The organism is Geoglobus ahangari (assembly GCF_001006045.1).
GTDB classification, from domain to species: Archaea; Halobacteriota; Archaeoglobi; order Archaeoglobales; family Archaeoglobaceae; genus Geoglobus; species Geoglobus ahangari.
This window is the reverse complement of the sequence record NZ_CP011267.1, coordinates 704,186-726,972: the sequence shown is the minus strand read 5'-3', so window position 1 is coordinate 726,972 and position 22,787 is coordinate 704,186. Positions and strand designations below refer to the sequence as shown.

General features: G+C 55.4%; 29 protein-coding genes. 11 read left to right on the top strand and 18 right to left on the bottom strand.

What is annotated here, in order from left to right:
• Window positions 1–46 precede the first annotated feature (46 nt).
• From GAH_RS04270 to GAH_RS04255, 4 genes are read right to left on the bottom strand one after another with little or no spacing between them, the layout of a single operon-like run.
• Window positions 47–595 (bottom strand): NUDIX hydrolase, encoded by a 549-nt coding sequence (locus tag GAH_RS04270; RefSeq protein WP_245604089.1) that lies wholly within the window; start codon window positions 593–595, stop codon window positions 47–49.
• Window positions 596–621: 26 nt separating this feature from the next.
• On the bottom strand, window positions 622–1,647 hold the full coding sequence (locus GAH_RS04265; protein WP_245604088.1) for a site-2 protease family protein: 1,026 nt from the start codon (window positions 1,645–1,647) through the stop codon (window positions 622–624).
• The gene (locus tag GAH_RS04260) at window positions 1,628–2,035 is read right to left on the bottom strand and encodes an aconitase X swivel domain-containing protein (protein ID WP_048096740.1); all 408 of its coding nucleotides are present in this window, start codon (window positions 2,033–2,035) and stop codon (window positions 1,628–1,630) included. Before GAH_RS04260 ends, GAH_RS04265 begins: the two co-directional genes overlap by 20 nt.
• Window positions 2,032–3,162, bottom strand: coding sequence for an aconitase X catalytic domain-containing protein (locus GAH_RS04255; RefSeq protein WP_048094889.1), 1,131 nt, complete (start codon window positions 3,160–3,162; stop codon window positions 2,032–2,034). The genes GAH_RS04260 and GAH_RS04255 overlap by 4 nt, the downstream gene beginning before the upstream one ends.
• 83 nt (window positions 3,163–3,245) lie before the next feature.
• On the opposite strand from GAH_RS04255, the gene tatC reads away from it, so the two are divergent.
• From tatC to GAH_RS04240, 3 genes are read left to right on the top strand one after another with little or no spacing between them, the layout of a single operon-like run.
• On the top strand, window positions 3,246–3,965 hold the full coding sequence (tatC, locus tag GAH_RS04250; protein WP_048094888.1) for a twin-arginine translocase subunit TatC: 720 nt from the start codon (window positions 3,246–3,248) through the stop codon (window positions 3,963–3,965).
• Window positions 3,962–5,263, top strand: a complete 1,302-nt coding sequence (trkA, locus tag GAH_RS04245; RefSeq protein WP_048094887.1) for a Trk system potassium transporter TrkA — start codon at window positions 3,962–3,964, stop codon at window positions 5,261–5,263. Before tatC ends, trkA begins: the two co-directional genes overlap by 4 nt.
• On the top strand, window positions 5,260–6,693 hold the full coding sequence (locus GAH_RS04240; RefSeq protein WP_048094886.1) for a TrkH family potassium uptake protein: 1,434 nt from the start codon (window positions 5,260–5,262) through the stop codon (window positions 6,691–6,693). The genes trkA and GAH_RS04240 overlap by 4 nt, the downstream gene beginning before the upstream one ends.
• Here the strand turns inward: GAH_RS04240 and GAH_RS04235 are convergent, their stop codons facing one another.
• From GAH_RS04235 to psmB, 7 genes are read right to left on the bottom strand one after another with little or no spacing between them, the layout of a single operon-like run.
• Window positions 6,694–7,191, bottom strand: coding sequence for an ACT domain-containing protein (locus GAH_RS04235; protein WP_048094884.1), 498 nt, complete (start codon window positions 7,189–7,191; stop codon window positions 6,694–6,696).
• 2 nt (window positions 7,192–7,193) lie between these two features.
• Window positions 7,194–7,655, bottom strand: a complete 462-nt coding sequence (gene pyrI, locus GAH_RS04230) for an aspartate carbamoyltransferase regulatory subunit (protein WP_048094882.1) — start codon at window positions 7,653–7,655, stop codon at window positions 7,194–7,196.
• Entirely contained in the window at window positions 7,652–8,545 is an 894-nt protein-coding gene (gene pyrB, locus GAH_RS04225) for an aspartate carbamoyltransferase (protein ID WP_048094880.1), read from the bottom strand. Before pyrB ends, pyrI begins: the two co-directional genes overlap by 4 nt.
• Window positions 8,546–8,570: 25 nt before the next feature.
• Window positions 8,571–9,272 (bottom strand): uroporphyrinogen-III synthase, encoded by a 702-nt coding sequence (locus GAH_RS04220; protein ID WP_048094878.1) that lies wholly within the window; start codon window positions 9,270–9,272, stop codon window positions 8,571–8,573.
• On the bottom strand, window positions 9,269–9,751 hold the full coding sequence (gene mobB, locus GAH_RS04215; protein WP_048094876.1) for a molybdopterin-guanine dinucleotide biosynthesis protein B: 483 nt from the start codon (window positions 9,749–9,751) through the stop codon (window positions 9,269–9,271). The genes GAH_RS04220 and mobB overlap by 4 nt, the downstream gene beginning before the upstream one ends.
• Entirely contained in the window at window positions 9,748–11,658 is a 1,911-nt protein-coding gene (locus tag GAH_RS04210; protein WP_048094874.1) for a beta-CASP ribonuclease aCPSF1, read from the bottom strand. The genes mobB and GAH_RS04210 overlap by 4 nt, the downstream gene beginning before the upstream one ends.
• 24 nt (window positions 11,659–11,682) lie before the next feature.
• Window positions 11,683–12,318, bottom strand: coding sequence for an archaeal proteasome endopeptidase complex subunit beta (gene psmB, locus GAH_RS04205; RefSeq protein WP_048094873.1), 636 nt, complete (start codon window positions 12,316–12,318; stop codon window positions 11,683–11,685).
• 157 nt (window positions 12,319–12,475) lie between these two features.
• Here psmB and GAH_RS04200 point away from each other — a divergent pair, with 157 nt between their 5' ends.
• From GAH_RS04200 to GAH_RS04190, 3 genes are read left to right on the top strand one after another with little or no spacing between them, the layout of a single operon-like run.
• Window positions 12,476–13,753, top strand: a complete 1,278-nt coding sequence (locus tag GAH_RS04200; protein ID WP_048094871.1) for a cobyrinate a,c-diamide synthase — start codon at window positions 12,476–12,478, stop codon at window positions 13,751–13,753.
• Window positions 13,754–13,788: 35 nt separating this feature from the next.
• On the top strand, window positions 13,789–13,974 hold the full coding sequence (locus tag GAH_RS04195; RefSeq protein ID WP_048094869.1) for a ferredoxin: 186 nt from the start codon (window positions 13,789–13,791) through the stop codon (window positions 13,972–13,974).
• 59 nt (window positions 13,975–14,033) lie between these two features.
• Window positions 14,034–14,405, top strand: coding sequence for a hypothetical protein (locus GAH_RS04190; RefSeq protein ID WP_048094867.1), 372 nt, complete (start codon window positions 14,034–14,036; stop codon window positions 14,403–14,405).
• Here GAH_RS04190 and GAH_RS04185 read toward each other — a convergent pair.
• The 4 genes from GAH_RS04185 to GAH_RS04170 are packed head-to-tail and all read right to left on the bottom strand — an operon-like array spanning window position 14,395 to window position 16,492.
• Entirely contained in the window at window positions 14,395–15,030 is a 636-nt protein-coding gene (locus tag GAH_RS04185; protein ID WP_048094865.1) for an RNA 2'-phosphotransferase, read from the bottom strand. The two genes, GAH_RS04190 and GAH_RS04185, sit on opposite strands and share 11 nt — an antisense overlap.
• The gene (locus GAH_RS04180; protein ID WP_048094863.1) at window positions 15,005–15,517 is read right to left on the bottom strand and encodes a DUF531 family protein; all 513 of its coding nucleotides are present in this window, start codon (window positions 15,515–15,517) and stop codon (window positions 15,005–15,007) included. The genes GAH_RS04185 and GAH_RS04180 overlap by 26 nt, the downstream gene beginning before the upstream one ends.
• Window positions 15,514–15,984, bottom strand: coding sequence for a Mut7-C RNAse domain-containing protein (locus GAH_RS04175; protein ID WP_245604086.1), 471 nt, complete (start codon window positions 15,982–15,984; stop codon window positions 15,514–15,516). The genes GAH_RS04180 and GAH_RS04175 overlap by 4 nt, the downstream gene beginning before the upstream one ends.
• Window positions 15,968–16,492: an HD domain-containing protein gene (locus tag GAH_RS04170; RefSeq protein WP_048094862.1), complete on the bottom strand. Its 525-nt coding sequence runs from the start codon at window positions 16,490–16,492 to the stop codon at window positions 15,968–15,970. Before GAH_RS04170 ends, GAH_RS04175 begins: the two co-directional genes overlap by 17 nt.
• 51 nt (window positions 16,493–16,543) lie before the next feature.
• On the opposite strand from GAH_RS04170, the gene GAH_RS04165 reads away from it, so the two are divergent.
• Window positions 16,544–17,473, top strand: coding sequence for a biotin--[acetyl-CoA-carboxylase] ligase (locus tag GAH_RS04165; RefSeq protein WP_052747755.1), 930 nt, complete (start codon window positions 16,544–16,546; stop codon window positions 17,471–17,473).
• 42 nt (window positions 17,474–17,515) lie between these two features.
• Window positions 17,516–17,947 (top strand): GNAT family N-acetyltransferase, encoded by a 432-nt coding sequence (locus tag GAH_RS04160; protein ID WP_048094860.1) that lies wholly within the window; start codon window positions 17,516–17,518, stop codon window positions 17,945–17,947.
• Here GAH_RS04160 and GAH_RS04155 read toward each other — a convergent pair.
• Genes GAH_RS04155 through GAH_RS04150 form a run of 3 tightly spaced genes read right to left on the bottom strand, consistent with a single transcriptional unit; the run spans window position 17,925 to window position 19,884 of the window.
• Window positions 17,925–18,668 carry a branched-chain amino acid ABC transporter permease gene (locus tag GAH_RS04155; RefSeq protein ID WP_281173938.1) on the bottom strand — a complete coding sequence of 248 codons (744 nt, stop codon included), beginning with the start codon at window positions 18,666–18,668 and terminating at the stop codon, window positions 17,925–17,927. The genes GAH_RS04160 and GAH_RS04155 overlap by 23 nt on opposite strands.
• Window positions 18,665–18,985, bottom strand: coding sequence for an ABC transporter permease subunit (locus tag GAH_RS11020; RefSeq protein ID WP_281173937.1), 321 nt, complete (start codon window positions 18,983–18,985; stop codon window positions 18,665–18,667). Before GAH_RS11020 ends, GAH_RS04155 begins: the two co-directional genes overlap by 4 nt.
• Window positions 18,967–19,884: a branched-chain amino acid ABC transporter permease gene (locus GAH_RS04150; RefSeq protein ID WP_048094859.1), complete on the bottom strand. Its 918-nt coding sequence runs from the start codon at window positions 19,882–19,884 to the stop codon at window positions 18,967–18,969. The genes GAH_RS11020 and GAH_RS04150 overlap by 19 nt, the downstream gene beginning before the upstream one ends.
• A 49-nt stretch (window positions 19,885–19,933) precedes the next feature.
• Between GAH_RS04150 and GAH_RS04145 the strand changes: the two genes are divergently transcribed.
• The 3 genes from GAH_RS04145 to GAH_RS04135 are packed head-to-tail and all read left to right on the top strand — an operon-like array spanning window position 19,934 to window position 22,786.
• The gene (locus GAH_RS04145) at window positions 19,934–21,346 is read left to right on the top strand and encodes an ABC transporter substrate-binding protein (RefSeq protein ID WP_048094858.1); all 1,413 of its coding nucleotides are present in this window, start codon (window positions 19,934–19,936) and stop codon (window positions 21,344–21,346) included.
• Window positions 21,343–22,083 (top strand): ABC transporter ATP-binding protein, encoded by a 741-nt coding sequence (locus GAH_RS04140; protein WP_048094856.1) that lies wholly within the window; start codon window positions 21,343–21,345, stop codon window positions 22,081–22,083. The genes GAH_RS04145 and GAH_RS04140 overlap by 4 nt, the downstream gene beginning before the upstream one ends.
• Entirely contained in the window at window positions 22,076–22,786 is a 711-nt protein-coding gene (locus tag GAH_RS04135) for a branched-chain amino acid ABC transporter ATP-binding protein (RefSeq protein ID WP_048096736.1), read from the top strand. The genes GAH_RS04140 and GAH_RS04135 overlap by 8 nt, the downstream gene beginning before the upstream one ends.
• Window position 22,787 lies beyond the last annotated feature (1 nt).

The window sequence follows — 22,787 nt, the reverse complement described above, 5'->3', positions numbered from 1 at the left end:
GATTTGACTTCTGAACGGTTATTTAAATCACTTTCCAAACGCAAGTCTACCGCTGAAAAAAGGAATCTATGCTCCCGAACCTGTCCAGAATCCTCATGTACAGGTCGTCGATTATCCTGCTCGACGCCCCCCACACCAGCTCTCCCGCACACTCGAAGTTGGGCCCCCAGTCCGCGATTCTCCTCGACTTCAGCACGAACTCCAGCCTGTCCACCAGTATCCTCTCAACCTCGTAATCGTTCCTGACGAAGTCCTTGGAGAATATCACACCCACAACCGGGTGAATCTTTATCCTGTGCTCCACAACCTCCTTGGGCGTCAGAAACCCGAGAACCTCAACATCCTCTGCCCTGACGCCGATCTCCTCTTCCGCCTCTCTCAGAGCCGTTTCGAGTGGCGTCTCGTCCTCATCCCTCATACCACCGGGAAAGGCTATGTGGCCCGCGCTCCTGCTGAGGGTCTTCTTCCTCTTTATCATGACGATCTCCGGCTCATCTGAGAGGACGATCGGGACAAGGACCGCAGCGATCCTCTCGTTCCTTATGTACTCGAGCGTTGAGTCCAGCACGGCAACAAACTTCTCCTGCCACCTCACCGGTTTCACCATATTTAATTGTGATGTTATAAACTTTCCGCGATCGTGAAGGGTACCGGCGTAAAGCACAGCACGCCAATTGCAAATGTCAGCACCCCAAGCAAAACGTGGCTCGCAGGCAGCGGAGAGTCGTCTGCAGGCTTTGGATGCCTCTGCATGGAGAAGAACAGGGTGAGGAGTCCCCAGAAGAACCACACTCCCGACTCCCTGAAAACAAACCCTATGCCGAGGAGCACGAACGGGAAGATTCTCGAAACAACCTCGGCCCTCTCACCGATCATTGCCCTCATCACGTGCCCTCCATCAAGCTGGCCAACCGGTATGAGGTTGAGGGCGGTGATGAACATCCCGACCCAGCCGGCGAATGCAACAGGATGGATGAACTGACCGTCAAAGCCTGCAAGACTTGCAACAAACCTGAAGAGCAGCGGCTCTCCGAGGAGGATCGCACCCTCAACCCTCTCAGGGGCGACGGGCACGCTCATCCTCAGCCCGAGATAGGTGACGAAGATGGAGGCCACTATGCCAGCGAGAGGCCCGGACGCGCCGATCTCCATGAGGGCCTTTCGGTTCTTTATCACCCCCCTCTGCTTGATTATCGCACCGAGCGTGCCGATTATCGTTGGAAAGGGGATGAAGTAGGGGAGCGAGGCCTTCATCCCCCACCTCTTCGACGCGAGGAAGTGCCCCATCTCGTGGCTGCCGAGGACGAACATGACCGCCACGGCAAACTGCAGGCCGAGGAAGAGATCGAACGAGCCGTAGAACATGCTCCCGGTGAACGTCACGCTCAGGAAAGTCAGGATGAATAGGATGACGTTGAGCCTGTGGCTCTCCCTCCTCGGCTTGACCTCGAGGACGATTTCCCCGTACCTGCTGTACACCCTGACGTCGTAGTCAGCGGAGAGCTCCTGAAGGAAGAGCTGCAGGTTCGGGTCGTTCAGGCTTACGAGGGGCATCACGTAGTACCTAACCACGTCCCCCTGAGCCTCCTTGTAGTACACGTGGAAGAATCTGGAGAGTGTGCTCTCATCAACGCTTCTCAACTTCAACCCACCCTTCCCTCTCGGCAAACACCCTGACGTGGTCTCCACTCTCAATCACTTCGAGCACGTCAGCTTCAGGCATATCGACCAGCGGAATTCCGGCGATTATCGCCCCGACTGCCACGATTGCCTCGCTCCTCACCATAACTATCCCTGCCGGAGCACAACCGGCCTTCTTCATCCTGAGGAGGGTGTAGGTTCCAACGGTCGAGCCCCTCCCCTCCGGAAACACGAAGATTTTGCCCGCAACACTCTCTCCAAAGATGTCGCTCTCCCTGTCCCTGATCACCCCGCTCTCGGGATCAACGTCACCAAGGAACGAGACGGGCTTCCTCGAGACTATCGCCTCTCCCTCAGCATAGCCCCTCGAGATCACTCTCGCCCTGAACCTCATCTCGTCGCCCACCTCACGCACTCCTCAAGATCGCCGAACCTCGCATTTACTCCCCTCAGCTTCGGCAGGTACTCAAAAGCCTTCCCGCTGTTCACCATGACGCACTCGAACCTCGAAGAGGCTGGAGAGACGACCATGCACGTGTCCGCAAACACCTTGGCCCCCATCTCCTCTATTTTCTCGACGAGCTCCCTGTTCTGCTCTATAACCCTCCTCGAGCTGAAAATCCACATCTCCCTCCTCACCTTACCGTACTTCCGCAGAAGGCTGTAGACTGTTCGGAGCTCCTCTGCGGACGTGTGGGGACAGCCTATTGCCACCAAGTCCGGCTCGCAGCCCGAGTCCACGTCCCCCTTTTCCACCACAACGCTCTCCTCTGGGATCTCGAAGCTGTCCCACTCGGGGGTGAGCTCCTTTGCGTGGAACATCCCCGCCCCACCGCTCGCCGCAAGACTTGCTCCAAACCACTTCAGCTCGTCCCTGCTCAGCCTCTCCGGAAACTCCACGAGCGGAATCTTACCTCCAATCAGCTTTCCCGCATGATATCCCGCCATCGCAGGGTTCACGCCCTCCTCGACGATGACCCTGATCTGAGGTGCCCTGTTCTCTTTCAGGTGAAGCCCGTACATCGGGGTCTTCCCGATTATCGCCGCAGCGAGGGCGGATATCCCGCTCTCCCTGTTCGTCCTCGCACCGATAACCGAGTTGGCGTAAACGACAGCAGAGCTCTCCGCCCAGGCCAGATGGTCTCCGAAAGAAGGGGTGTCGAGGTAGTAGGGGGTGCAAGTGAGCGTGATCTCAACGCCCAGCCCGTCAAGGGCTCTTATGATCCTCATCTGCTTCTCGTAAAACTCGCTGTCGATGCCCATCTCCCTCCACCTGACAGTGTCGAGCCCTGCGGGGTTGGCATACGCCCTGACGACGACCTTAGCCTTCAGGCTCTCGAGCCACTCAAGGCCCGCATCTCCAATGTTGTCATAGGATATCCCGGATATCTGGGCCGACCTGATCTCAACAAGCCTCTCAGCCCCGTATATCTCCCCAAGAGCCACAAGGATCTCCATGCACTTTCTGACGGTCTCGTTGTCGCTCTCGAGAAGTCTCTCCTCCTCCTTGGTGAGATGCATCGAAGGTGAGTTGTCAGGGCAGGATAAATCATTTTCCTTGCAAGCTACGGAACAGTTTTATTTCCCGTGCACAAATCCGGGCTGTGCAACCCCCCGAGGACAGGGACATGGAACTCAGGGAGCACATAGCCGAGCTGAGAGACAGGGTTATCAAGGGGTTCGCCCCCTTTTTCCTCGTCCTCGGCCTGATATTCCTGAAGTCGGATCAGGTGATCACCTACATCTGGAACGACCTGTTTCCGGGAAAGGAGATGGTTGTTTACTCGCCCACGGAGTACATGATAACGAGGATCCTCGCCTCAGCGTTTCTCTCATTCTTCGTAACCTACCCCTGGATCATCTACCAGATATACCTGTTCATGAAGCCCGGCCTCTACCCCCACGAGAGGAGGTTTCTCAAAATCTTCCTCCCCTTCTCATACCTCGTCTTCGTGCTTGGAGTGGCGTTCTCCTACTTCGTGATCCTGCCCAAGCTCTACAGCACGACGGTGGTGGAGTACTTCGGGGCAGAGCCCTACCTGTCCGTCAGGAAGTCCCTGCAGAACTCCGTTAAGCTTGCCCTCTCAGTTGGGCTTGCCTTCCAGATCCCTGTTGTTGCGGCCATAGCTGCGAAGCTCGGCCTCATCACGTCCAAGTGGCTGAGGGACAAGAGGCTGATAATCTACATAGCGGTCTTCATCCTCGCCACAAACGTGTCCTTGGACATAACGGGGATCACCCAGATCATCGTGCTGTCGGCTGTCGTTGTGATGTACGAGATAAGTATTTTAATAGCAAAGTTGTTCGAGGGTGGAGCGAAATGAGGATAATCGTCGCCGGCTCCGGAGAGGTTGGCTACAGCATCGCGAAGGAACTCGCTGAGAGGTATGACGTCACAGTGATAGAGGTCGACGAGGGCAAAGCGAATGAGATGGACAAGCTGAACGTTGAGGTTATCCGGGGCAATGCGGCAAACGTTCAGATTCTCAGAAAGGCGGGGATAGACAGGGCGGACATGTTCATAGCCGTCACCGGCAATGATGAGGTCAACCTGCTTTCAGCCCTTGCCGCGAAGAAGCTGGGGGTGAGGACGGTCATAGCGAGGGTGGGTAACCCGGAGTATGCTGACAGGCCGGTCATAAGGAACCACCCCATTGGGTATGACGTTCTCGTCTGCCCCGAACTCGTTCTTGCATCAGACTTCGCCAAGCTCGTCACGATTCCCGGCTCCATAGAGTTTGCCGAGCTTGAAGACATAATGCTGGTCGAGATGGTGGTCAAGGAGACCTCTCCAGTGGCGGGGAAGAGAATAGCAGAGGTGGGCTTCCCGAAGAACGTGATAGTGGCCGCGATACACAGAGGGGACAAGATAATTGTGCCGAGGGGGGATGCGACAATAGAGCCGGGCGACAAGCTCGCGGTCTTCGGAAAGGTGGAGGGGATACAGGCTATCAGGAACCTGATAGGGGAGCAGGTCGTGAGGAACGTGGTCATAGTGGGGGCGGGGACTGTCGGCATTTACACGGCCAAGCTCCTCGAGAAGGCCAACCTCCACATAAAGCTGATAGAGAGGGACGAGAAGACGGCTGAGAAGGCGCTGAAGGTTCTCAGGAGGACGAAGGTGATCATTGGGGATGGAACTGACATGAACCTGATGATGGAGGAGGAGGTTGGAAAGGCGGACGTCATAATAGCCACGACGGACAGCGACGAGAAGAACCTGCTGGTCGCCCTCCTCGGAAAGAGCCTTGGGGCGAAGAAGGCGTTCGTCAGGGTGGACAAGAAGGAGTACGCCCCGCTGTTCGAGAAGGTCGGTGTGGATGCTGCACTCTCTCCAAGAAAGTCCACGTACCTTGAGGTAATGAAGATCCTCCGGATGATGAAGATAAGGGCGGTCGGCGAGATAAAGGAGGGAATAGTGGTCATCGAGATAGAGAGCGGAATTGACAGGAAGAGGGTTGCGAGCATCAAGCTCCCGGAGAACACCATCATAGCCGCAGTGAAGAGGGATGGGGAGATCGAGGTCGTGAAGGGGGACACGGTGATCCACAGGGGAGACCTGCTTTACGTTCTCACAACGTGGGAGAACGTTGACGAGGTGGAGAAAAGGCTGAGAGCATGAACACAAGGCTCGTTGTGAACTACCTGTCCCAGATAGTGCTCTACTTCTCGCTCGTCTTTACAATCCCGCTCGCAGCTGCGATACGCTACCATGAAGATGTCTACGCGTTCGCAATCCCAATGGCGGTGTGCGCCTTTCTGGGAAGCATTGTCTACGTGATCTCCAAGCCCGAGAGCGATGTGGCGAAGTACAAGGAGGGCTACGCCATAGTCGGCATCGGCTGGCTCCTTATTGCCATCGCGGGGAGCATCCCCTACGTGTACTACAGCATCTCTCCTGTGGATGCGTTCTTCGAGGCCATGTCCGGGTTCACGACCACTGGGGCCACGATAATAGACCGCATAGAGGACCTTCCCAAGTCCCTCCTGCTGTGGAGGAGCCTCACCCAGTGGCTGGGCGGGATGGGGATAGTGGTGCTGTTCGTCGCCATATTCCCCACCCTCGCGAAGAAGAGCGAGACCCTCCTTCAGGCCGAGGTTCCGGGCTTGAAGGTGGAGAAGATCAAGCCGAGGCTGAAGGACACTGCCCTCAGGCTGTACGCCACGTACATGCTTCTCACCGTGCTCGAGATCGTCCTGCTGTACATCCTCGGGATGAGCCTCTACGATGCTGTGAACCACACCTTCACCACCCTCTCCACCGGAGGTTTCTCCACCCACACCGAGAGCATTGCGTACTTCAACAGCCCGGCGATAGAGTTCGTCATCTTCATCTTCATGATCCTCGGAGGCATGAACTTCGTGCTGATATACCTCCTGCTCAAGGGGCAGACCAAGTTTCTGAGAGATACAGAGTTCAGGTTCTACATGGCAATCCTGCTTCTGGCAGGGGCAATAATGACCGCGATAAACCTCGAGAGGTTCGAGCTGGGCGAGTCTCTCAGGTACTCCTTCTTTCAGGTGGCGAGCATAATGACCACCACGGGCTACACGACCTTCGACTTCGACACGTGGAGCGACTCCGCCAGACTCCTGCTCCTTATGCTCATGTTCGTTGGCGGCTCGACTGGCTCTACAGGTGGAGGAATAAAGGTTGTCAGGATATACCTGCTGACAGTCTACTCCCTCGGGCAGATTCTCAAGAGCGCCGAGCCGAGGACTGCCAGAATAGTCAGGCTGAATGATGAGGTCGTTGACAAGGAGACACTCCACAACATAACCGCGTTTTTCACCCTTTACGTGCTCATATTCGTCCTCTCCACGTTCCTCGTGTCCCTGACGGGGCTCGACATGATCTCCTCAATCTCGGCTGTCTCGGCAACAATAAACAACGTCGGTCCGGGGCTGGGAGCGGTGGGTGCGGCGGAGAGCTACTCCTCCCTCTCCGCTACAGCAAAGCTCATACTCGCGTTCAACATGTGGATCGGCAGGCTTGAGCTTTTCACGGTCCTCTCCCTCTTCATCCCATCGTTCTGGAGGGAGAGGTGGTAATCAGCTGATGACTATCTTCTCCACCCCGGGAACGTTCAGGAATTCGTCCACAAGCCTTCCCGGTATCTTGGTCTCCGTCACTATGGTAAGCTTGCTCTCAACGCTAAGCTCAGGGTCTTCGGCGAGCATGTACCTTATCGATATCCCCTCCCTCGCCAGAATTCCCGTTATGCTCGCCACTATCCCGGGCTTCTGGCTCTCCGCGTAGACCTCCAGCACCCCGAAGCCGAGAATCCTTGCCACATCGGCTATGTAGGCCACCGGCCTTAGCGAGGAGAAAACCCTCTTGAGCTCCTCGTCGCTCTCTATGTTCTGGATCGCCATCACCACAACCTTCCTGTCCACCCCCACGGCCTCGGCAATCTTCGTCGGCACGAGCTCTATGTCCCCGCAGTAGGTCTTGCCGTTCCTCACCGCAATGCCGAGCTTCAGGAACTCCTTCGCAACTGCTATCTGGGAGGGATACTTCTCGAACTTCTCCTGAATCTTACCCCACATACTCACACCAGATACTTCTCAACATCATAAACCTTCTTCCCGCAGAACACGCACCACGCGACTACATCCCCATTCAGCTCCTCCACCCTGAACTCGGAGGTCGCCGGCTCCTTCGGATCGTTGGATATGCAGTTCTGGTTGGGGCACCTGAGTATCCCCTCGACCCTCTGCGGAATCGAGACCCTGAACTTCCTCGAGATCTCGAAGTCCTTGACGATGTTTATTGTGGCCTTTGGGGCAATTAGGGCAATCCTGTTCAGCTCCTCGTCGCTTATGAACTTCCCCTCTACCTTGACTATGTCCTTCCGCCCCATCTTCTTGCTCTCAACGTTCATCGCCATGCTCACCCTCTCCCTGCTCCCGCTCTTTATGCCGAGGATCTTGAGAACCTCCAGAGCCTTTCCCGCTGGAATGTGGTCTATCACGGTCCCGTCCCTAATCTTGCTTATGGTGAGCACGTTCATGACATCACCTCGCTCAGAATCGCCATTCTGACCGGAACCCCGTAAAACGCCTGTCTGAAGTAGACGGCGTTCTTCAGCCCGTCAACGTCGTAGGAGATCTCGTCAACCCTCGGGAGGGGGTGCATAACTATCGCATCGCTGTTCTCAAGCATCTCGGCCGTCAGCCTGTAGCTTCCCGCTACCTTTCTGTACTCCTCCTCGTCCGGGAACCTCTCCCTCTGAATCCTCGTGACGTAAAGCACATCCGCATTCTCTATTGCCTCCTTCAGGTCGCACTCGACAAAGGTCACGTCAACATCCATTATCTCCTCGGGAAGCCTGAGAGTCTCTGGAGAGACGAGATATATCTCGGCGTTGAAAAGGGCGAGGGCCTTTATCAGGGAGTGCACAGTCCTTGAGTACTTTAAGTCGCCAATAAGGGCGATTTTCAGATTGTTCAGCCTTGCCTCCTTCCTTATCGTGTAGAGGTCGAGCAGGGTCTGGGTCGGATGCTGACCCGCCCCATCTCCAGCGTTTATCACCGGCACATCACATATCTGGCTCGCGAATCTGGCCGAACCTTCCCTGTAGTGCCTCAAAACTATGCAGTCCGCATACTGCTCCACAACCCTGAGAGTGTCTGCGAGGCTTTCCCCTTTAGCTACACTCGTCGCCTCGAGGGTTCCGAGGTTGATCACCTCCCCTCCCAGCCTCTTCATCGCTGACTCGAAGCTCATCCTCGTCCTCGTGGACGGCTCGAAGAACAGGTTGGCAAGGATTTTTCCCTCAAGAGTCCTGAGCCTCCTCTTCCCCCTCGCAACGTCAAGAAAATCGTCAGCCCTGTCGAGAAGATACTCAATGTCAGACTTTGACAGATCGTCAATCGAGATGAGATGCCTTATTCTCGACATCAATTACTGATTGAGGAGGTTATATTTAAGGGCTGCGCAGACTTCTGAGAAGGACAAGGACGCCCTCAAACGTGTATTCCTCAGGCAATTCAGCTGAAATGCCGTACTTCGAGAGTTCGTCTGCGGTTGGGGGGCCAATGGCAACGCTAACAATTTCGTTCAGCCTCTCCACAACTTTTTCCAGCAGCCCTGCCCGCTTTGCATTCTCCATGAACGCCCTGACGATCATCCTGCTCGAGAACACGGCAGCATCAACCCTCCCGGAGGCCACCTCCTCCACGGCTTTCCTCTGCCTCTCCCCAAACGCAGGGACGATCCTGTAGAGCACGTACTCCCTGAGATCGCAAACTTCAGAGAGCTTCAGCAGAACCGAGTCTCCTTTGTCGCTCCTCAGCAGGTTCACCCTCTTTCCGGCAAGAACGTCCCTGAACTCCCTGTAAAGCGTGGAGGAGTCGTACTTTGATGGCATCGCCACCTCGTACCTTTCCCTTAGCGGCTCAGCCGTTTTGGGGCCTATGGCCACAACTTTCCCCCTCACCAGTCCCCTTCTCAGCGCGATCCTCGCCGATGTCTGGCTCGTGATGATTGTAAAATCAGCGTCCTCAACCTCAACGTCCTGCTCCTCAACCTCGATCATGGGGGCGTGAAGAACCTGAAAGCCCTCCCGCTCGAGCAGCTTCGCAGTCTCTCTGGCGTACTCATCAGGCCTGAAAATCGCTACCCTCATTCCTTCACCAGAGAGTAGATGAAATCCGCTATCCTTTCCACCTCATCTCTCCTGAAGTTTGGATATCCCTCAACCGGCTCGTCGCACACAACGGCCAGAATTTTGCCGTGCTTGAAGTACTCCAGCTTCTCGGGCCTGTCGAGGACGACTATCCTGTCCTTCCCTGCCCTGCTGTAGCCCTCGGTTATTACAAGGTCGTAATCGCCCTTGAGGTAGCGCTCGTAAACGTAGTCCAGGCTGTCCTCGCTCGCCCTCCTTATGAACGCCATTTTTACTGGCGATGAGATGAGCACGTCAGCGCCGCTGTTGTACAGCTTCCACGAGTCTTTGCCCTCCTTGTCTATCTCGAAGTCCCCGTGGGCATGATGTTTGACCACAGCAACCCTCAAGCCCCTCTCTACGAGGATCGGGATGACCTTGGTGAGTATGGTCGTCTTGCCACTGTCCGATGTGCCCACGAAGCTTATCAGAACCGTCATAGGAACCTCACCGTCTCGAGATTCATCGGTGCCCTCGTCTCAACCCTGTAGGTCTTGTAAAGGGCTGAGGCGAGCTCGATGCACTTGTTCTCGTCTCCGTGGATGGTTATTATCTTCTCGGGCCTCTGCTTGAGGGATCTAACGTAGTTCAAAAGCTGCCTCCTGTCGGAGTGACCAGAGAAACCGTCGACAGTCTCAACCTGCATGTTGACCTCCACCACATCCCTCTTCCCGCCAGCAGATGGGAGTGGAACCTCCTTCCAGCCCTTCTGTATCCTCCTTCCCAGCGTGCCCTCAGCCTGATAGCCGACGAAGACTATCGTGTTCCGCTCATCAGGCGCGAGGGCCTTGAAGTACTCCATCACAGGCCCGCCGTTCAGCATTCCTGATGTCGCGAGGATGACTGATGGAGAGTCGTCCTCGATTACCTCCTGCCTCTTGCTCGACGAGTCCACCCTCACGAAGCTCTCGCTTATGAACGGGTTTATGCCCTGATGGAAGATCAGATCCCTGAGGTTGGAGTTCAGGTATTCGGGATAGGCGGTGTGTATAGCCGTGGCCTCGTAAATCATCCCGTCGAGGTAGACGGGAATCTCCTCGATGCGCTTGTTCCTTATCGCCTCCTCGAGAACAATCATGACCTCCTGACTCCTTCCAACAGCAAACGTCGGTATCAGAACCTTCCCACCCCTCTCTATGGTGCTCCTGATCACCTCGAGCAGCTTCTCCTCGGCCTCCTTTCTTGACGGCTGGAAATCTTCGGAGCCACCGTAAGTCGCCTCCATTATCAGCCCCTCGAGCCTCGGGAAGTGCGTGTGGGCTCGGTCGAACAGCCTCGTCTTCTCGAACTTGAAGTCTCCCGTGAAGGCTATGTTGTACAGCCCCTCGCCTATGTGGAAGTGGGCTATGGCCGAGCCGAGGATGTGGCCGGCATTGTAGAAAGTGAGCCTTATGTCCGGGGAGATGTCAGTCACAACCCCATAGTCGAGGGTTATCGTGTGCTTCAGCGCCTCCCTCACGTGCTGGGACTCGTAGGGTGTCGGGTTCCCCTCCCTTCCGGCAACCTCGATGAAGTCGAGCTGGAGCAGAACCATCAGGTCTCTTGTGGGGGGTGTGAGGTAAACCGGGCCTCTATAGCCGTACTTGAAGAGGACAGGCAGCAGTCCGCAGTGGTCGAGGTGAGCGTGGGTTATCACGACAGCGTCTATGCTGTCGAGGGGCTGGATCTCGGGAACGTACAGGTAGGGGGACTGGTGGATGTTCCCAACGTTCACACCGCAGTCTATCAGGATCTTGCTCTCCGGGGTCTGGAGCAGGTAGCAGCTCCTCCCGACCTCCCTCGATCCTCCGAGGAAGGTCACCCTTACCCACTTGTCCTCGTAGATTGTGCCCCTGTGAATCCTCTCCCCAATCCTCTTGAGTATCTCCTTCCTCTCCTCCCTTGAGGCGAGCAGGAAGTTCCTGACATTCTCTATGGTCTTCGACTTTATCGGCGCCGTCCTCACGGGGCGGGGGCTCCACCCCACGGCCTTCATTATCTCTCTCAGTGTGACCCCGTTCTTCCCTATGACCACCCCCGGCTTCTCTGCCTCTATGATGACCTCACCGTTCTCCTCGTCAAAGAAGAAGCCGGTTATCTGGGCCTCCTCTGGAACGATCTTCTTGATTATCTCCTTGGCCTCTTCAGGCGGCTTGAGGCTTTTCGGGTCAGGCCTGACGATTATCCTTTTCCTGAGATCCTTGGCCAGCTTCCTGATGATGTCTCCGCTATCCGCAAACTCCTGAGGGTTCTCCACGTAGATTACGAGGAGCGGGCCCTCAAACTCGATGTTCTTGATCTTGATGTTCTCCGGAACGAGCTCAACGATCTTCTCCTTGAGCTGCTTGATATACTCCTTGCTTGACATAACTACCAGATTCCGAAAAAGGGATTATTTTCTGAACTTCGAGATAATCTCCTCAACCTCATCTCTGCTGAGCTCGCGGTACTCGTCCTCGGTTATCTTCACAACATCAATACCGTCTCCACTTGCAGAATCCCTGCGCATGGCGGAGTGTATTGCCCTTACGGCAAGCTCCACAGCCTCATCTGTGGTTATGCCCTCCTTGTAAGCATCTTCGAGCACTCCGTAGGCCATGGGCGATCCAGATCCGGTGGCTACTATGTCCGTCTCCTCAATAGCCCCTCCTATGGGGTCTATGGAGTATATGCTCGCTCCCCTGTCATCCACACCGCCGATCAGCAGCTGAACGAGGTACGGGAAGTACCTGACGGAGTTGAGCAGGTTTGACGTCATTGTCGCTATGGCCTTCACGCTCGGCCTCTCCTCCTTCTTTATCTCGTAGAGGTTCATCTCAACCTTTATGAGCCTCACGAGGAACTGTGCATCTCCAACGCTTCCTGCAGTCGTCATCGCAACCCTGTCCGAGATCCTGTAGATCTTCTTAGCCCTCCTGCTGGCTATGAAGTTGCCCATCGTCGCCCTCTTCTCGGTGGCCATCACTACTCCGTCCTTACAGACTATCCCCACCGTTGTGGTTCCCTTATACACCTTATCCTGCAGCATTTCTGACACCGTAACATCTCCTTTTTGTTTATTCTTCAGAAAAGCCAGTGGCCAAGAAGAATGAGGCCACATATGTTTTTAAGCTTTACGTTGTTTTGCGTTTTTCGTGCGAGCCAGAAGGGCAGGGTTATAAACCCGCATGCAGTAGAGGCGAGAGATGCACGCGTTCGTCGTTGCCGGAACCCACAGCGGCACGGGTAAGACGTCCGTATCCATCGCCATCACCGCGGCCCTCATGAAGAGGGGGCTGAGGGTTCAGCCGTTCAAGGTCGGCTCGGACTTCATAGACCCCTCACACTACTCGTTCTGCGAGTGGGCGGTGAACCTCGACGCGTTCATGATGGGAGAGGATGGGGTGAAAAAATCTTTTCTCAAATGGACTGCAGGCAAGGACGCTGCTATCATTGAGGGAGTGATGGGGCTCTTTGATGGATATAAGCTAAGCGACTTCTCCTCAACCGCCCACGTCGCCAGAATTCTCGACGTTCCCGTCGTGCTCGTCATGGACGTTAGGGCGATGTCCCTCTCCGCACTCGCGCTCTTTGAGGGCTTCAAGAACTTCGACCCGAGGGTGAAGGTGGTGGGTGTGGTCTTCAACAACGCCACACCATTCCACGAGAGGCTCGCGAGGGTGTTTGAGGATAAGGGATACAGGGTGTTCGGGGTTTTGCCAAAAAACGATATGCTCAGGGTTGAGAGCAGGCACCTCGGCCTTCACCTCGGCATGGAGGTAGAGAGGGACTGGAGGAAGATAGCTGAGTTTGCCGAGCAGCACATCGACATAGACGGCCTCCTTGAGGTCTCGGAGGTCGAGTTCGAAGGTTTTGAGGAGGAGCCAAAGGAGGAGGGCAGGGGGTTCAGGATCGGGATTCCCTTCGACGAGGCGTTCTCCTTCTACTACCGGGACAACCTCTCGATCCTCTCCAAGTACGGGGAGCTCGTCTTCTTCTCACCCCTCAAGGGTGAAGCAGTTGAGTGCGACGCCTACTACATTGGTGGAGGATATCCTGAGCTCCACGACCTCTCAAAGTTCGCGAGGTTCATTGGGAGGGAGGCAGTGGATGAGAAGCCAATCTACGGGGAGTGCGGCGGGATGATGGTGCTCTCGAGGAAGATAGTCGTCAACGGGAAGGAGAGAAGGATGGCGGGCGTGCTTGACGTGGATGTGGAGTTCACGCCAAGGCTGCAGGCCCTCGGGTATGTGAGGGGAGAAGTCGTTAGAGACAACCCGTTTTTCCACGGCTCCTTCAAGGGCCATGAGTTCCACTACAGCAGAGCGTACCCGGATCAGGACGTCAGGTTCGCGTTCAAGACTGACGGAAAGGGGATGGTGGATGGGTGGGATGGCGCCATGGCCTACAGGACTCTCGCGGGCTATGCGCACATCCACCTCTACTCGACTGTGATGCTCGATAAATTCAGGGAAAAAGTTTAACTTTGTCGAAATTCTTTGTATTAGCTGGTGATGCTATGAAGGCTGTGGTAGATGAAGATGTTTGCACCGGCTGTGGGACATGCGCGGACATCTGTCCCGAGGTTTTCGAGCTCGGAGATGACGGTATCGCTCACGTCGTTGGAGACTGTGGAGAGTTTGCAGACTGCTGCACCGAGGCAGCGGATAGCTGTCCTGTGGGGGCAATAACCATAGAGGACTGAACCGGCCCCACCATTTTTTTCGGAAAAAGTTTAAATTCTTTCAGTGCGCATCTTAGCCAATGCTCAGGATTGCCATAGTGGCAGTGATTACGCTGACGCTAATTGGAACAGCTTCCGCATGGAGCGTGGAGGAGGTAAGATACAACGCCACAACAGACGTTCTCAAGGTGTGCCTCGAGCTGAGCCCGATTGAGAGGCTCATCTCGTTCTTCGTTGGTGGAGACTACACAAAGACGCTGGTGGAGGATCTTCTGGAAGGAAACTACTCGTTCGTTTACGCGGGATACGACTGCTCCTACATCAGGGTAAACGGCAGCGTGACGTTCAGGGAGCCCGTGGACGTAATCGTGGAGGGGATGAACGAGACACTCGTCCTGCAGAACGTTACCATCTTCTTCCCGGGCAACCACACGGGCTGGGCTAAAGTCTGATTTCCCTCAGGATGTACTCCGGAGGAATCTCCTTTGCGAGAACTATGTGCTCGTTAACCTTTATCAGCCTGATCCCGTCATCCCGCGCCTTTCTCGCGTCCACCTCAAGGATGATCGGCTCGTCCGTCCTGAGCCTCGCAACCTCCTCGCTCTTCTCGAGCGTCGTGGAGAGGTGAACGAAAGTCTGGTTGACCGGCTTTATTCCGAGCTCAAGCAGCCTCACCGACTCCTCCTCGCTCGTCCCGTAGTAAAGCAGATCCTCCTCGGCTTCAGGCATGTCGTTCAGCTCCACGGGAACGCTGTGGCCGTACCTCGCCCTTATCCTGTCGTCCTTCAGCTCGTACCTCCCCTTCCTGTCGCTGTAGATGAGGGCCTTGACCACCCACCTGTTCGCCCACCTGTACCTCCTGCTCACGATTCTAAGGAGCCTTTCGAAGTCAACCCACCCGTTCTCGTCCATCTCAAGACCAAACTTGTCGGGAAAGTGTCTGAGAACTCCGGAGATGAACTTTCCAAGCCTCTCAACCCTGTCCTTTGGTATCACGACCTCTCCAACATACCCGCAGGTGTCGCAACTCTCACCCCTGTAGAAGCCGTGTTCAGGGCATATTCTGACGTCCTCCATACCTTACCACCCACACCAACGACATTATGGCGCCCATTGCACTGCAGGTCTCCAAGCTGACACCCTTGAACGTGATGTCAAGGTTGTGTCTCGCTTTCTTTATTAAATCTTTTGGGAGCCCCTTCCTGCCGAGGCCTATTAAAAAACAAGCGGACCTCATCCTCCTGAGCTCGTCCATTGTGAGCGGTTTCTTCTCCGGTTTGGAGGTGGTGGCGATTATCTCGCCGAAATGGGATGGTATTCGGTCGATGAGATGCAGGCGATTCATCTCGTCCAGCATCCTCAGATACCTGCCCCCCTCGCCTATGGTCGTGTAACCTGCCACCTCCTCAACCATCTCCTCCCTGCTTTCCCAGAAGTTGAAGTCGAGGAGGGCGAGGTGGAAGTCGTAGGCATAGCAGAGAGGAGCGGCACGGGCTATTGTTCTGAGGTGGATCTCGTGGAGCTTCAGCTTGTCGTATGTGTTCACGAGGCACGCGACCATCATCCCTTCAGCCCCTCCAGAAACTTCACCATGTTCCTGTAATGGCTTCCGAGCCAGTACAGCTTCTCGCACCTCTCACAGTACCAGAGCTCGTACCTCTCCATGAGGTTCTCCTCGATCCCCTCTTTCTCCATAACCCTCCTCGCCTCCTCCTCGCTCGGCTTTCTGAGCGGCATGTTGCAGACGCTGCACCTGTCCATCCTGATCTCCGTCCTTACTCCAATCCTCCTCATCTCTGCTATCTGCTCGAGCACGCTGTCGCTGTTCACGAAGATTGCCTTCCTGCCCCTCCTAACGCATCTTTCGTATAGCTCCTTGTCCCTCGTGAGCAGGACTCTGTCGGTGAAGTTCTCGAGCAGAAACGTGTCCTCGTCTTCAACGTCGAAGTCCCCTATGTAGAGGGTATCGTAACCGAAAATTCGCAGCCATATTGCAAGCTTCCCCAGCATCCTGTCAGCGATGAACCTCAAACCTGAGCCACCACCTTGGATCGGTCTTCTTCAGCTCCTCAAGAAGCGCCTTGGCCTCCTCGCTCTCAAGGCTTATGCTGTCCCCGTAGAGCATGGCGTCCTCACACCTCCTGCCGTAAACCCTGCTCTGGATGAAGAGCTCGAGCCTGTCTGCGTCGCGAACCAGATCTCCGTACCTATCGAGGAGTTCCCTCACAGCCTCGCCCTCCGGGAAGTCAAGCTGATCCTCCCTCGCCCTTTCCTCGTCCACATCCGCGTACCTCTTCGCGAGCCTGTGGAGGTCGAGCGTCCTCACCTCATGCAAGTCGTGGAAAAGGGCTGCGGTGGCGCACTTACACGCCTCCTCCACGCTGCCAAACCTCCTCATTCCGAGGAAGAACGCAATCACGGCCGTGAGAAAGGAGTGCTCCGCCACGCTCTCGGGGTTTTCGATCCCCACCTTGAACCACCCGGATCTTGGCACGTTCTTGAGGGAGCATGACTCGTACAGGAAGTCAGGAAGACCCATGAAACTCCTTCCCTCAACCTTTAAATAAAGCTTTGCCCCTCCTGAATCTGAATGAAGGTCGAGAGGGGAGACAGGAGGCTCCTCATGTTTCAGGAAATCGAGAAAGGCGGTAGCGGAGAGGAGATTGCCGAGAAGGCTGGCGTGAGCAGGACGGCTGTCTGGAAGTTCGTCAGAAGGCTCGAGGAGCTCGGATACGAGGTGGAGGTTGACAGGAAGAGTGGCTACAGGCTCGTCAGCTCCCCCGACCCCTCCCCGTTCCACATGGCCCTCGCAGCCCTGAAAATACCCGGGGTCGAGAGGTACTACCATTTTGATGAGGTCGACTCCACGAACAGGTTCGCCAAGGAGGTTAGCAACGCAGTGGTTTTCTCCGAATCCCAGAGCTCCGGGAGGGGGAGGCTCGGCAGGAGGTGGGAGAGTGAGAGAGGGGGAGTGTACATGTCGCTGTCCCTGAACATGACCATCCCCGTTAGCGAGATCCCGAAGGTAACCCTCCTCTCTGGACTTGCGGTGTGCAGGGCTCTCGAGGACTATGGGGCGAGGATAAAGTGGCCCAACGACGTGCTTGTTGGCGGGAAGAAGGTTTCCGGGATTCTGAGCGAGTTCGTCGGCGAGGAGATGGCCGCGAAGGTCGTTGTGGGAATAGGCGTGAACGTCAGGAACAGGGTGCCCGATGCTTTGAGGGACAGGGCGATCTCGCTGCACGAGGTTGATGAGAACGTGAGAATAACGGAGATATTCACCCGAATCTGCGAGCAGCTCTCAAATCTTCTGAGCGCGTTCCCGCAGAAATGGGGCGAGATTCTGGAGGAGTGGAAGAGGCTCAGCGACACGATCGGCAGGGAGGTGAGGGTCAGCCTGTACGGGGAGGAGGTGGTGGGGAAGGCCGTGGACGTTGATGCGGACGGTGGGCTGATAGTGGTGAGCGGAGAGGGCAGGAGGAAGGTTATCTCGGGCGAGTGCTTTTACACAAACTACTGAAAACACGAAAAAGTATAAATACTCCATCCTGCATGGTGGAATGTGCTTTCGGGCTACCTCGTTAGAGAGATGAGAGACGACGAGGTCGAGGAGATTATACTGACCGAGTACGAACACTTCGGCTACAGCGTTTTTGCCGACCTTTCCACGAGCGACTACAGGAAGAAGGTTGTCGTTTGTGAGGAGGACGGAAAAATAGCGGGCTTCGCTGTGCTATACTGGGACGACGAGAACTTCCACATAGGGAGCCTGATAGTGAAGGTCGAGTTCAGGAACAGGGGGGTTGGAAGAATGCTCATAGAGAGGGCGAGCAGAGAGGCCTACAAGCTCGGATTTCCGAAGGTGTATGCAGATGTTTCGGTGAGCAGCGACGCCCTCGAGTTCTACATGAGCAACGGTTTTGAAATAGAGGAAACAATAAGGCACTACTACGGAATCTCGAAGCACGCCTTCAGGCTTTCTCTGACTGTTTAGATTTTTTGGCCCTCAACTCCTTTATCGGCGGGGTCTCAATTGGCTTCTCCCTGAGTATACCCTCGGGCTTGTAGTACAGTATTGCGATCATCAGCACGCCGAAGATTATGTACTGGAGCCAGTTGACGTCGAACGGCAGGTTGAACAGGCCCATGATCTGGTGTTTATAGCCATCAATCAGTCTCCATATCACCACGAACGAGAAGACACCGGCAAGAACGCCCCTGTTGTTCGCCATGCCCCCAAGCAGAACCATGAGGAACGGGAAGAACGTCCAGTTGACCCTCGCGAAGAGGTTGACGATTCCGACGACGTTTCCGGCATAGTAGGAGTAAAGGACGCCGACCATTGAGGCTATGGCCGAGCTGAAGGCGAGTGTCTTGATCCTGAGCCACATCACGTCCTTTCCTGAGAACTGGAGCGCTGTCGGATCCTCCCTCATCGCCCTCAGAACCCTGCCGTATGGAGAGTTGAGGGTTCTTTCGAGGAAGACGTATGTGAGGAGGGCGAAGAAGAGGATCAGCGCGACGAACGCCCATTCCCTGTACTCTCCCGGAACGAACGCGAGGACGTTGGGCACGGGAGCGCCGTAGTATCCTCCAACGAGCTTGGTGTCGTAGTACGCGACCATGAACATTATCTCCGCGATCGCGAGGAGAGTTATGGCGAGGTAGTCGCTCTCGAGCTTGGCGCTCGGGAGAATGTAGAGGGCGCCTATCACCCCCCAAACACCGCCGCAACCGCGAGTGAGAAGAGCAAAAGGGCTATTCCGTACGCCGGGTTGCTGGCGATGATCTGGTCGACCGTGCTCTTCATGAATCCGCTCGCCTGAGTTATCGTCCTCCCCTCGACCGAGTACACCGCGATCAGTATCCTGTTGACTATCGCTCCAGTCGTGAAGGCTCCAACAAGAACCGCCAAGGCCTTTCCGAAGTTGGGTATTCCTCCGTACCCGTACTCAATGTTCAGGCTGAGGGAGAGTATCGAGTACAGCCCGAACCAGAGCAGTATCGAGCTTATCAGGGTTTCGAGCGCCATATGTACCTCCTCCAGTTAATTGTAGCGAGGCCCTGAGGTATGACGAGCAGGGTCACGATCAGGATCGCGAGGGAGATCGCCTTGCTGTAGACGAGAATGGACGTGCCGAAGAACTTGCTCAGCCAGAACGTCACGAGGCTCTCGGAGAGGCCAACAAGGTAGCCTCCGACTATCGCCCCGTACAGGGTGGAGAGCCCGCCAACAATGCTCGCGGCAAATATCGAGACTATGATTATCTGCCCGGTCGCCTGAACGATCTCCTGCTTGAACGGCAGCAGCGCACCTGCAAGGCCTGCAAACGCACCGGAAAGGAACCACGAGAAGAGCCTTGTCGTCTCAACGTTCACACCCATGATCTCAGCGAGGGACGGGTTTTCCATCGCCGCCCTCATGGCGATGCCGAACTTCGTTCTGTAAAGCAGGAAGAGCAGGATCGCGAGGGATACAATGATCGCAAGGGTTGAGGAGAAGAAGATGCCCTGAATTCCGAAGAGCTTGTAGTCGAGGTAGTAGGGGAAGATGAACTTCGAGGCATATGTGCCGAGAAGCTTGGACATCGTCTCGGAGAATATTCCGATGAGGCCGAGCAGGATGAGATCCCAGGCGAGGGTGGCGATCATGAGGATCAGAATCGACGCCTCCCTCTTTATCAGGGGCCTGAGGACCGCAACATACGTGACCACTCCAATCAGCCCGCCAAACAGAACGGCGAAGGGAACGGAGAGATAAGGTGTGGCGTTAAAAATTTTGTATATGAAGTACGCGAGATAAGATGAAAACACAGCAAAACTCCCCTGAGCGAAATTGGGGACAGAAGTCGTGATGTACGTGAGCGTAAGCCCGAGAGCGAGCAGAGTTAGCAGATTAGCGTATGTTACAGCCCCTTCCAGCACACCCATGGGGGAAGTTACAGTAAACTTTATAAAAAATTAATGGTCATTATCCATCATGACCTTGAGAAGCTTTGTCATAGCTCTGATGGTCGCAGGGCTGCTGCTGATCCCGGCAGTCTCTGCGGAGGAGATAAAAATCGGAGTTCTTGTGGATCTATCCGGACCACTGACGACATACGGGACAGACATAAAGAATACCCTGAGCATCGCAGAGGAGGACATCAACAACTACTTCGCCAGCCAGGGCAAGGACTTCACGGTAAAGTTCTACGTTGAGGACACGAAGGTTGACCCAAACGTCGCGCTGCAGAAGGTTCAGTCCCTCTACGGTCAGGGGATCAGGCTCATTATCGGCCCAATGGGTAGTGGTGAGGTCGCCAACATTAAGGACTACGTGACTTCCAACAAGATAATAATTGTCTCGCCATCCTCAACCGCCCTGCCGTCAATCATCGGTTTTGCCAAGCCCGAGGACAAGAAGTTCATATTCAGGTTTGTCGGAACCGACGACCTGCAGAGCAAGGCGATTGCCAGCATGCTCAGAGATGCGGGCATCAAGGGCGTCGTGATCACGTACATCGGAAACGCGTGGGGCAAGGGGCTTTACGAGGCAATAGAGCCGCAGCTCAAGGAGATGGGCATCGAGGTCGCCAAGGTCGTTGAGTACCCCGAGCAGACCCCGGCAGACTTCTCACCGTACATAGCCAACCTTGAGGACGGTGTCAAGCAGCTCGCAGACAAGTACGGCTACGACAAGGTTGGAGTTGTGACGTTCTCCTACGAGGAAGTCTACACGATGATTGCCCAGACGCCAGAGGACTCACCGCTCCTGAACGTGATCTGGTTCGGATGTGACGGAAACGCGCTGAGCGGGAAGATAACCAACGCCCTCGACAAGGTGGAGAGGGTTGGCACCTACTCGACCCTCTTCGAGTCAAAGGGTCCGGCATACGACGAGCTGAAGAAGAAGTATGAGGAGAAGGGATTCGGTGATGCACCGTACCAGTACGCGATGAATGCTTACGATGCTGCATGGGTCCTCGCTTTGGCTTATGCAGAGGTTGTCGAGGAGAAGGGCAGCTATGATGCCGACGCAATGGCGGAGAAGATTCCTGTCGTGACCGAGAAGTACAGCAACGGTGACTACGGAGTCGAGCCAGTCAGCGGAAAGATCGTGCTGAACGAGTGGAATGACAGAGCGAGCGGTGACTATGCCATCTACTACGTGAGCGACAAGGGCAAGTGGGAGACCGCTGGTATCTGGAAGTTCGCAACCCAGAGCGTGGAGTGGTACCACAAGCCCGTGCCACCGAAGCCCGTGACCACTGAGACGAAGGAGGAGGCCAAGGAGACTGCAACGCCAGCCAAGGAGGAGACCAAAGAGGAGGCAAAGGGAACGCCCGGGTTTGAGGTAGTGCTTGCCCTTGCGGGAGTGGCGCTTGCAGTTGGTCTGAGAAGAAGAGCATGATTCTGAAAACCTACAACCTTTCCAAATTTTTTGAGGGTCTTCGAGCGCTTGACGGTGTCAGCATTTCTGTGCCCAGAGAGTCACTGACTCTTATTATCGGCCCCAACGGCAGCGGGAAGAGTACATTCATCAACACGGTCACGGGATTCTACAAGGCCGATGGAGGGAGAGTGGAGTACGAGGGGAAGGACATAACCAACCTGCCACCGCACAAAATATTCAGGGAGGGAATAGTCAGGACATTCCAGATACCGAGACCCTTCAAGAAGCTGACCGTCATAGAGAACCTGTTAATGCCCCTCGACAACCCCGGAGAGCAGATAAGGAACGCGATTATGAAGAACTGGGTTGACTTTGAGAGCGAAGCTGTTGAGAAGGCGTACGAGATACTGGAGTTCCTGAACATCGATCACCTAACGTTCGAGAAGTCAGAGAACCTGAGCGGCGGGCAGCTGAGGCTCCTCGAGATAGGCAAGGCCCTGATGACTGATGCGAAGCTCATAGTCATGGACGAGCCTCTCGCCGGCGTGGCACCGGCACTTGCACACGAGATCCTCAGGAAGGTCAAGGAGCTCTGCGACGCTGGAAAAACGTTTTTAATCGTCGAGCACAGGCTGGACATAATCCTTGAATACGCTGACAAGGTGTACGTGATGGGCAACGGAAAGGTGATCGCGGAGGGAGGAAAGGAGGTCATAGAAAAGCCAGAGGTCGTGGAGGTGTACCTTGGTGCTTGAGACGAGGGGGCTTTACGCTGGATACAAGGAGCTGCACATACTCTTCGACGTGGACTTTAAAGCGGAGAGGAACAAGATCACGGCAGTTGTCGGGCCAAACGGCAGCGGGAAGAGCACGCTGCTGAAATCCATTTTCGGTTTTACCACGATATACGACGGACAGGTCGTCCTCGAGGACAGGGACATCACCAAGCTCCCGCCCCATGAGAAGACGAGGCTCGGAATAGCCTACCTGCCGCAGACGGACAACGTCTTCACCGAGCTGACGGTCAGGGAGAATCTCGTCATAGCAGGCTATATACTCGACGAGAGCGAGTATCAGGACAGGCTGGAGCTTGCGCTGAGCGTGTTTCCAGAGCTCAGGGACAAGATGGACAGAAAGGCCGGGATGCTGAGCGGAGGAGAGAGGCAGTTCCTAGGCATAGCCACCGCGTTGATAAGGAAGGCCAAGGTTCTGATGCTTGACGAGCCCACGGCGATGCTCTCGCCGAAGTTTGCATCGCAGATATTCGAGAGGATAGTGAACCTGAGGGACGAGCTGAAGCTGACGATCGTTCTGGTGGAGCAGAACGTGATAAAGGCCCTCGAGATCAGCGACAACGCCTTCATGCTTATAAGCGGGAAGGTGGCTTTCAGCGGGACTGCAAGAGAGTTACTCGAGCACGAGAAGTTCGAGAGGTTCGTGGTCGGATACACCCTCTGAG

What these genes read in the sequence shown, in the direction of transcription:
- GAH_RS04260 (WP_048096740.1), bottom strand. Translation starts at nt 2,035, where the DNA reads ATGAGGTTCAGGGCGAGAGTGATCTCGAGGGGCTATGCTGAGGGAGAG.
- GAH_RS04255 (WP_048094889.1), bottom strand. Translation starts at nt 3,162, where the DNA reads ATGCATCTCACCAAGGAGGAGGAGAGACTTCTCGAGAGCGACAACGAG.
- trkA (WP_048094887.1), top strand. Translation starts at nt 3,962, where the DNA reads ATGAGGATAATCGTCGCCGGCTCCGGAGAGGTTGGCTACAGCATCGCG.
- GAH_RS04240 (WP_048094886.1), top strand. Translation starts at nt 5,260, where the DNA reads ATGAACACAAGGCTCGTTGTGAACTACCTGTCCCAGATAGTGCTCTAC.
- GAH_RS04235 (WP_048094884.1), bottom strand. Translation starts at nt 7,191, where the DNA reads ATGTGGGGTAAGATTCAGGAGAAGTTCGAGAAGTATCCCTCCCAGATA.
- pyrI (WP_048094882.1), bottom strand. Translation starts at nt 7,655, where the DNA reads ATGAACGTGCTCACCATAAGCAAGATTAGGGACGGGACCGTGATAGAC.
- pyrB (WP_048094880.1), bottom strand. Translation starts at nt 8,545, where the DNA reads ATGTCGAGAATAAGGCATCTCATCTCGATTGACGATCTGTCAAAGTCT.
- GAH_RS04220 (WP_048094878.1), bottom strand. Translation starts at nt 9,272, where the DNA reads ATGAGGGTAGCGATTTTCAGGCCTGATGAGTACGCCAGAGAGACTGCG.
- mobB (WP_048094876.1), bottom strand. Translation starts at nt 9,751, where the DNA reads ATGACGGTTCTGATAAGCTTCGTGGGCACATCGGACAGTGGCAAGACG.
- GAH_RS04210 (WP_048094874.1), bottom strand. Translation starts at nt 11,658, where the DNA reads ATGTCAAGCAAGGAGTATATCAAGCAGCTCAAGGAGAAGATCGTTGAG.
- psmB (WP_048094873.1), bottom strand. Translation starts at nt 12,318, where the DNA reads ATGCTGCAGGATAAGGTGTATAAGGGAACCACAACGGTGGGGATAGTC.
- GAH_RS04200 (WP_048094871.1), top strand. Translation starts at nt 12,476, where the DNA reads ATGCACGCGTTCGTCGTTGCCGGAACCCACAGCGGCACGGGTAAGACG.
- GAH_RS04195 (WP_048094869.1), top strand. Translation starts at nt 13,789, where the DNA reads ATGAAGGCTGTGGTAGATGAAGATGTTTGCACCGGCTGTGGGACATGC.
- GAH_RS04190 (WP_048094867.1), top strand. Translation starts at nt 14,034, where the DNA reads ATGCTCAGGATTGCCATAGTGGCAGTGATTACGCTGACGCTAATTGGA.
- GAH_RS04185 (WP_048094865.1), bottom strand. Translation starts at nt 15,030, where the DNA reads ATGGAGGACGTCAGAATATGCCCTGAACACGGCTTCTACAGGGGTGAG.
- GAH_RS04180 (WP_048094863.1), bottom strand. Translation starts at nt 15,517, where the DNA reads ATGATGGTCGCGTGCCTCGTGAACACATACGACAAGCTGAAGCTCCAC.
- GAH_RS04170 (WP_048094862.1), bottom strand. Translation starts at nt 16,492, where the DNA reads ATGGGTCTTCCTGACTTCCTGTACGAGTCATGCTCCCTCAAGAACGTG.
- GAH_RS04165 (WP_052747755.1), top strand. Translation starts at nt 16,544, where the DNA reads ATGAAGGTCGAGAGGGGAGACAGGAGGCTCCTCATGTTTCAGGAAATC.
- GAH_RS11020 (WP_281173937.1), bottom strand. Translation starts at nt 18,985, where the DNA reads ATGGCGCTCGAAACCCTGATAAGCTCGATACTGCTCTGGTTCGGGCTG.
- GAH_RS04150 (WP_048094859.1), bottom strand. Translation starts at nt 19,884, where the DNA reads ATGGGTGTGCTGGAAGGGGCTGTAACATACGCTAATCTGCTAACTCTG.
- GAH_RS04145 (WP_048094858.1), top strand. Translation starts at nt 19,934, where the DNA reads ATGACCTTGAGAAGCTTTGTCATAGCTCTGATGGTCGCAGGGCTGCTG.
- GAH_RS04140 (WP_048094856.1), top strand. Translation starts at nt 21,343, where the DNA reads ATGATTCTGAAAACCTACAACCTTTCCAAATTTTTTGAGGGTCTTCGA.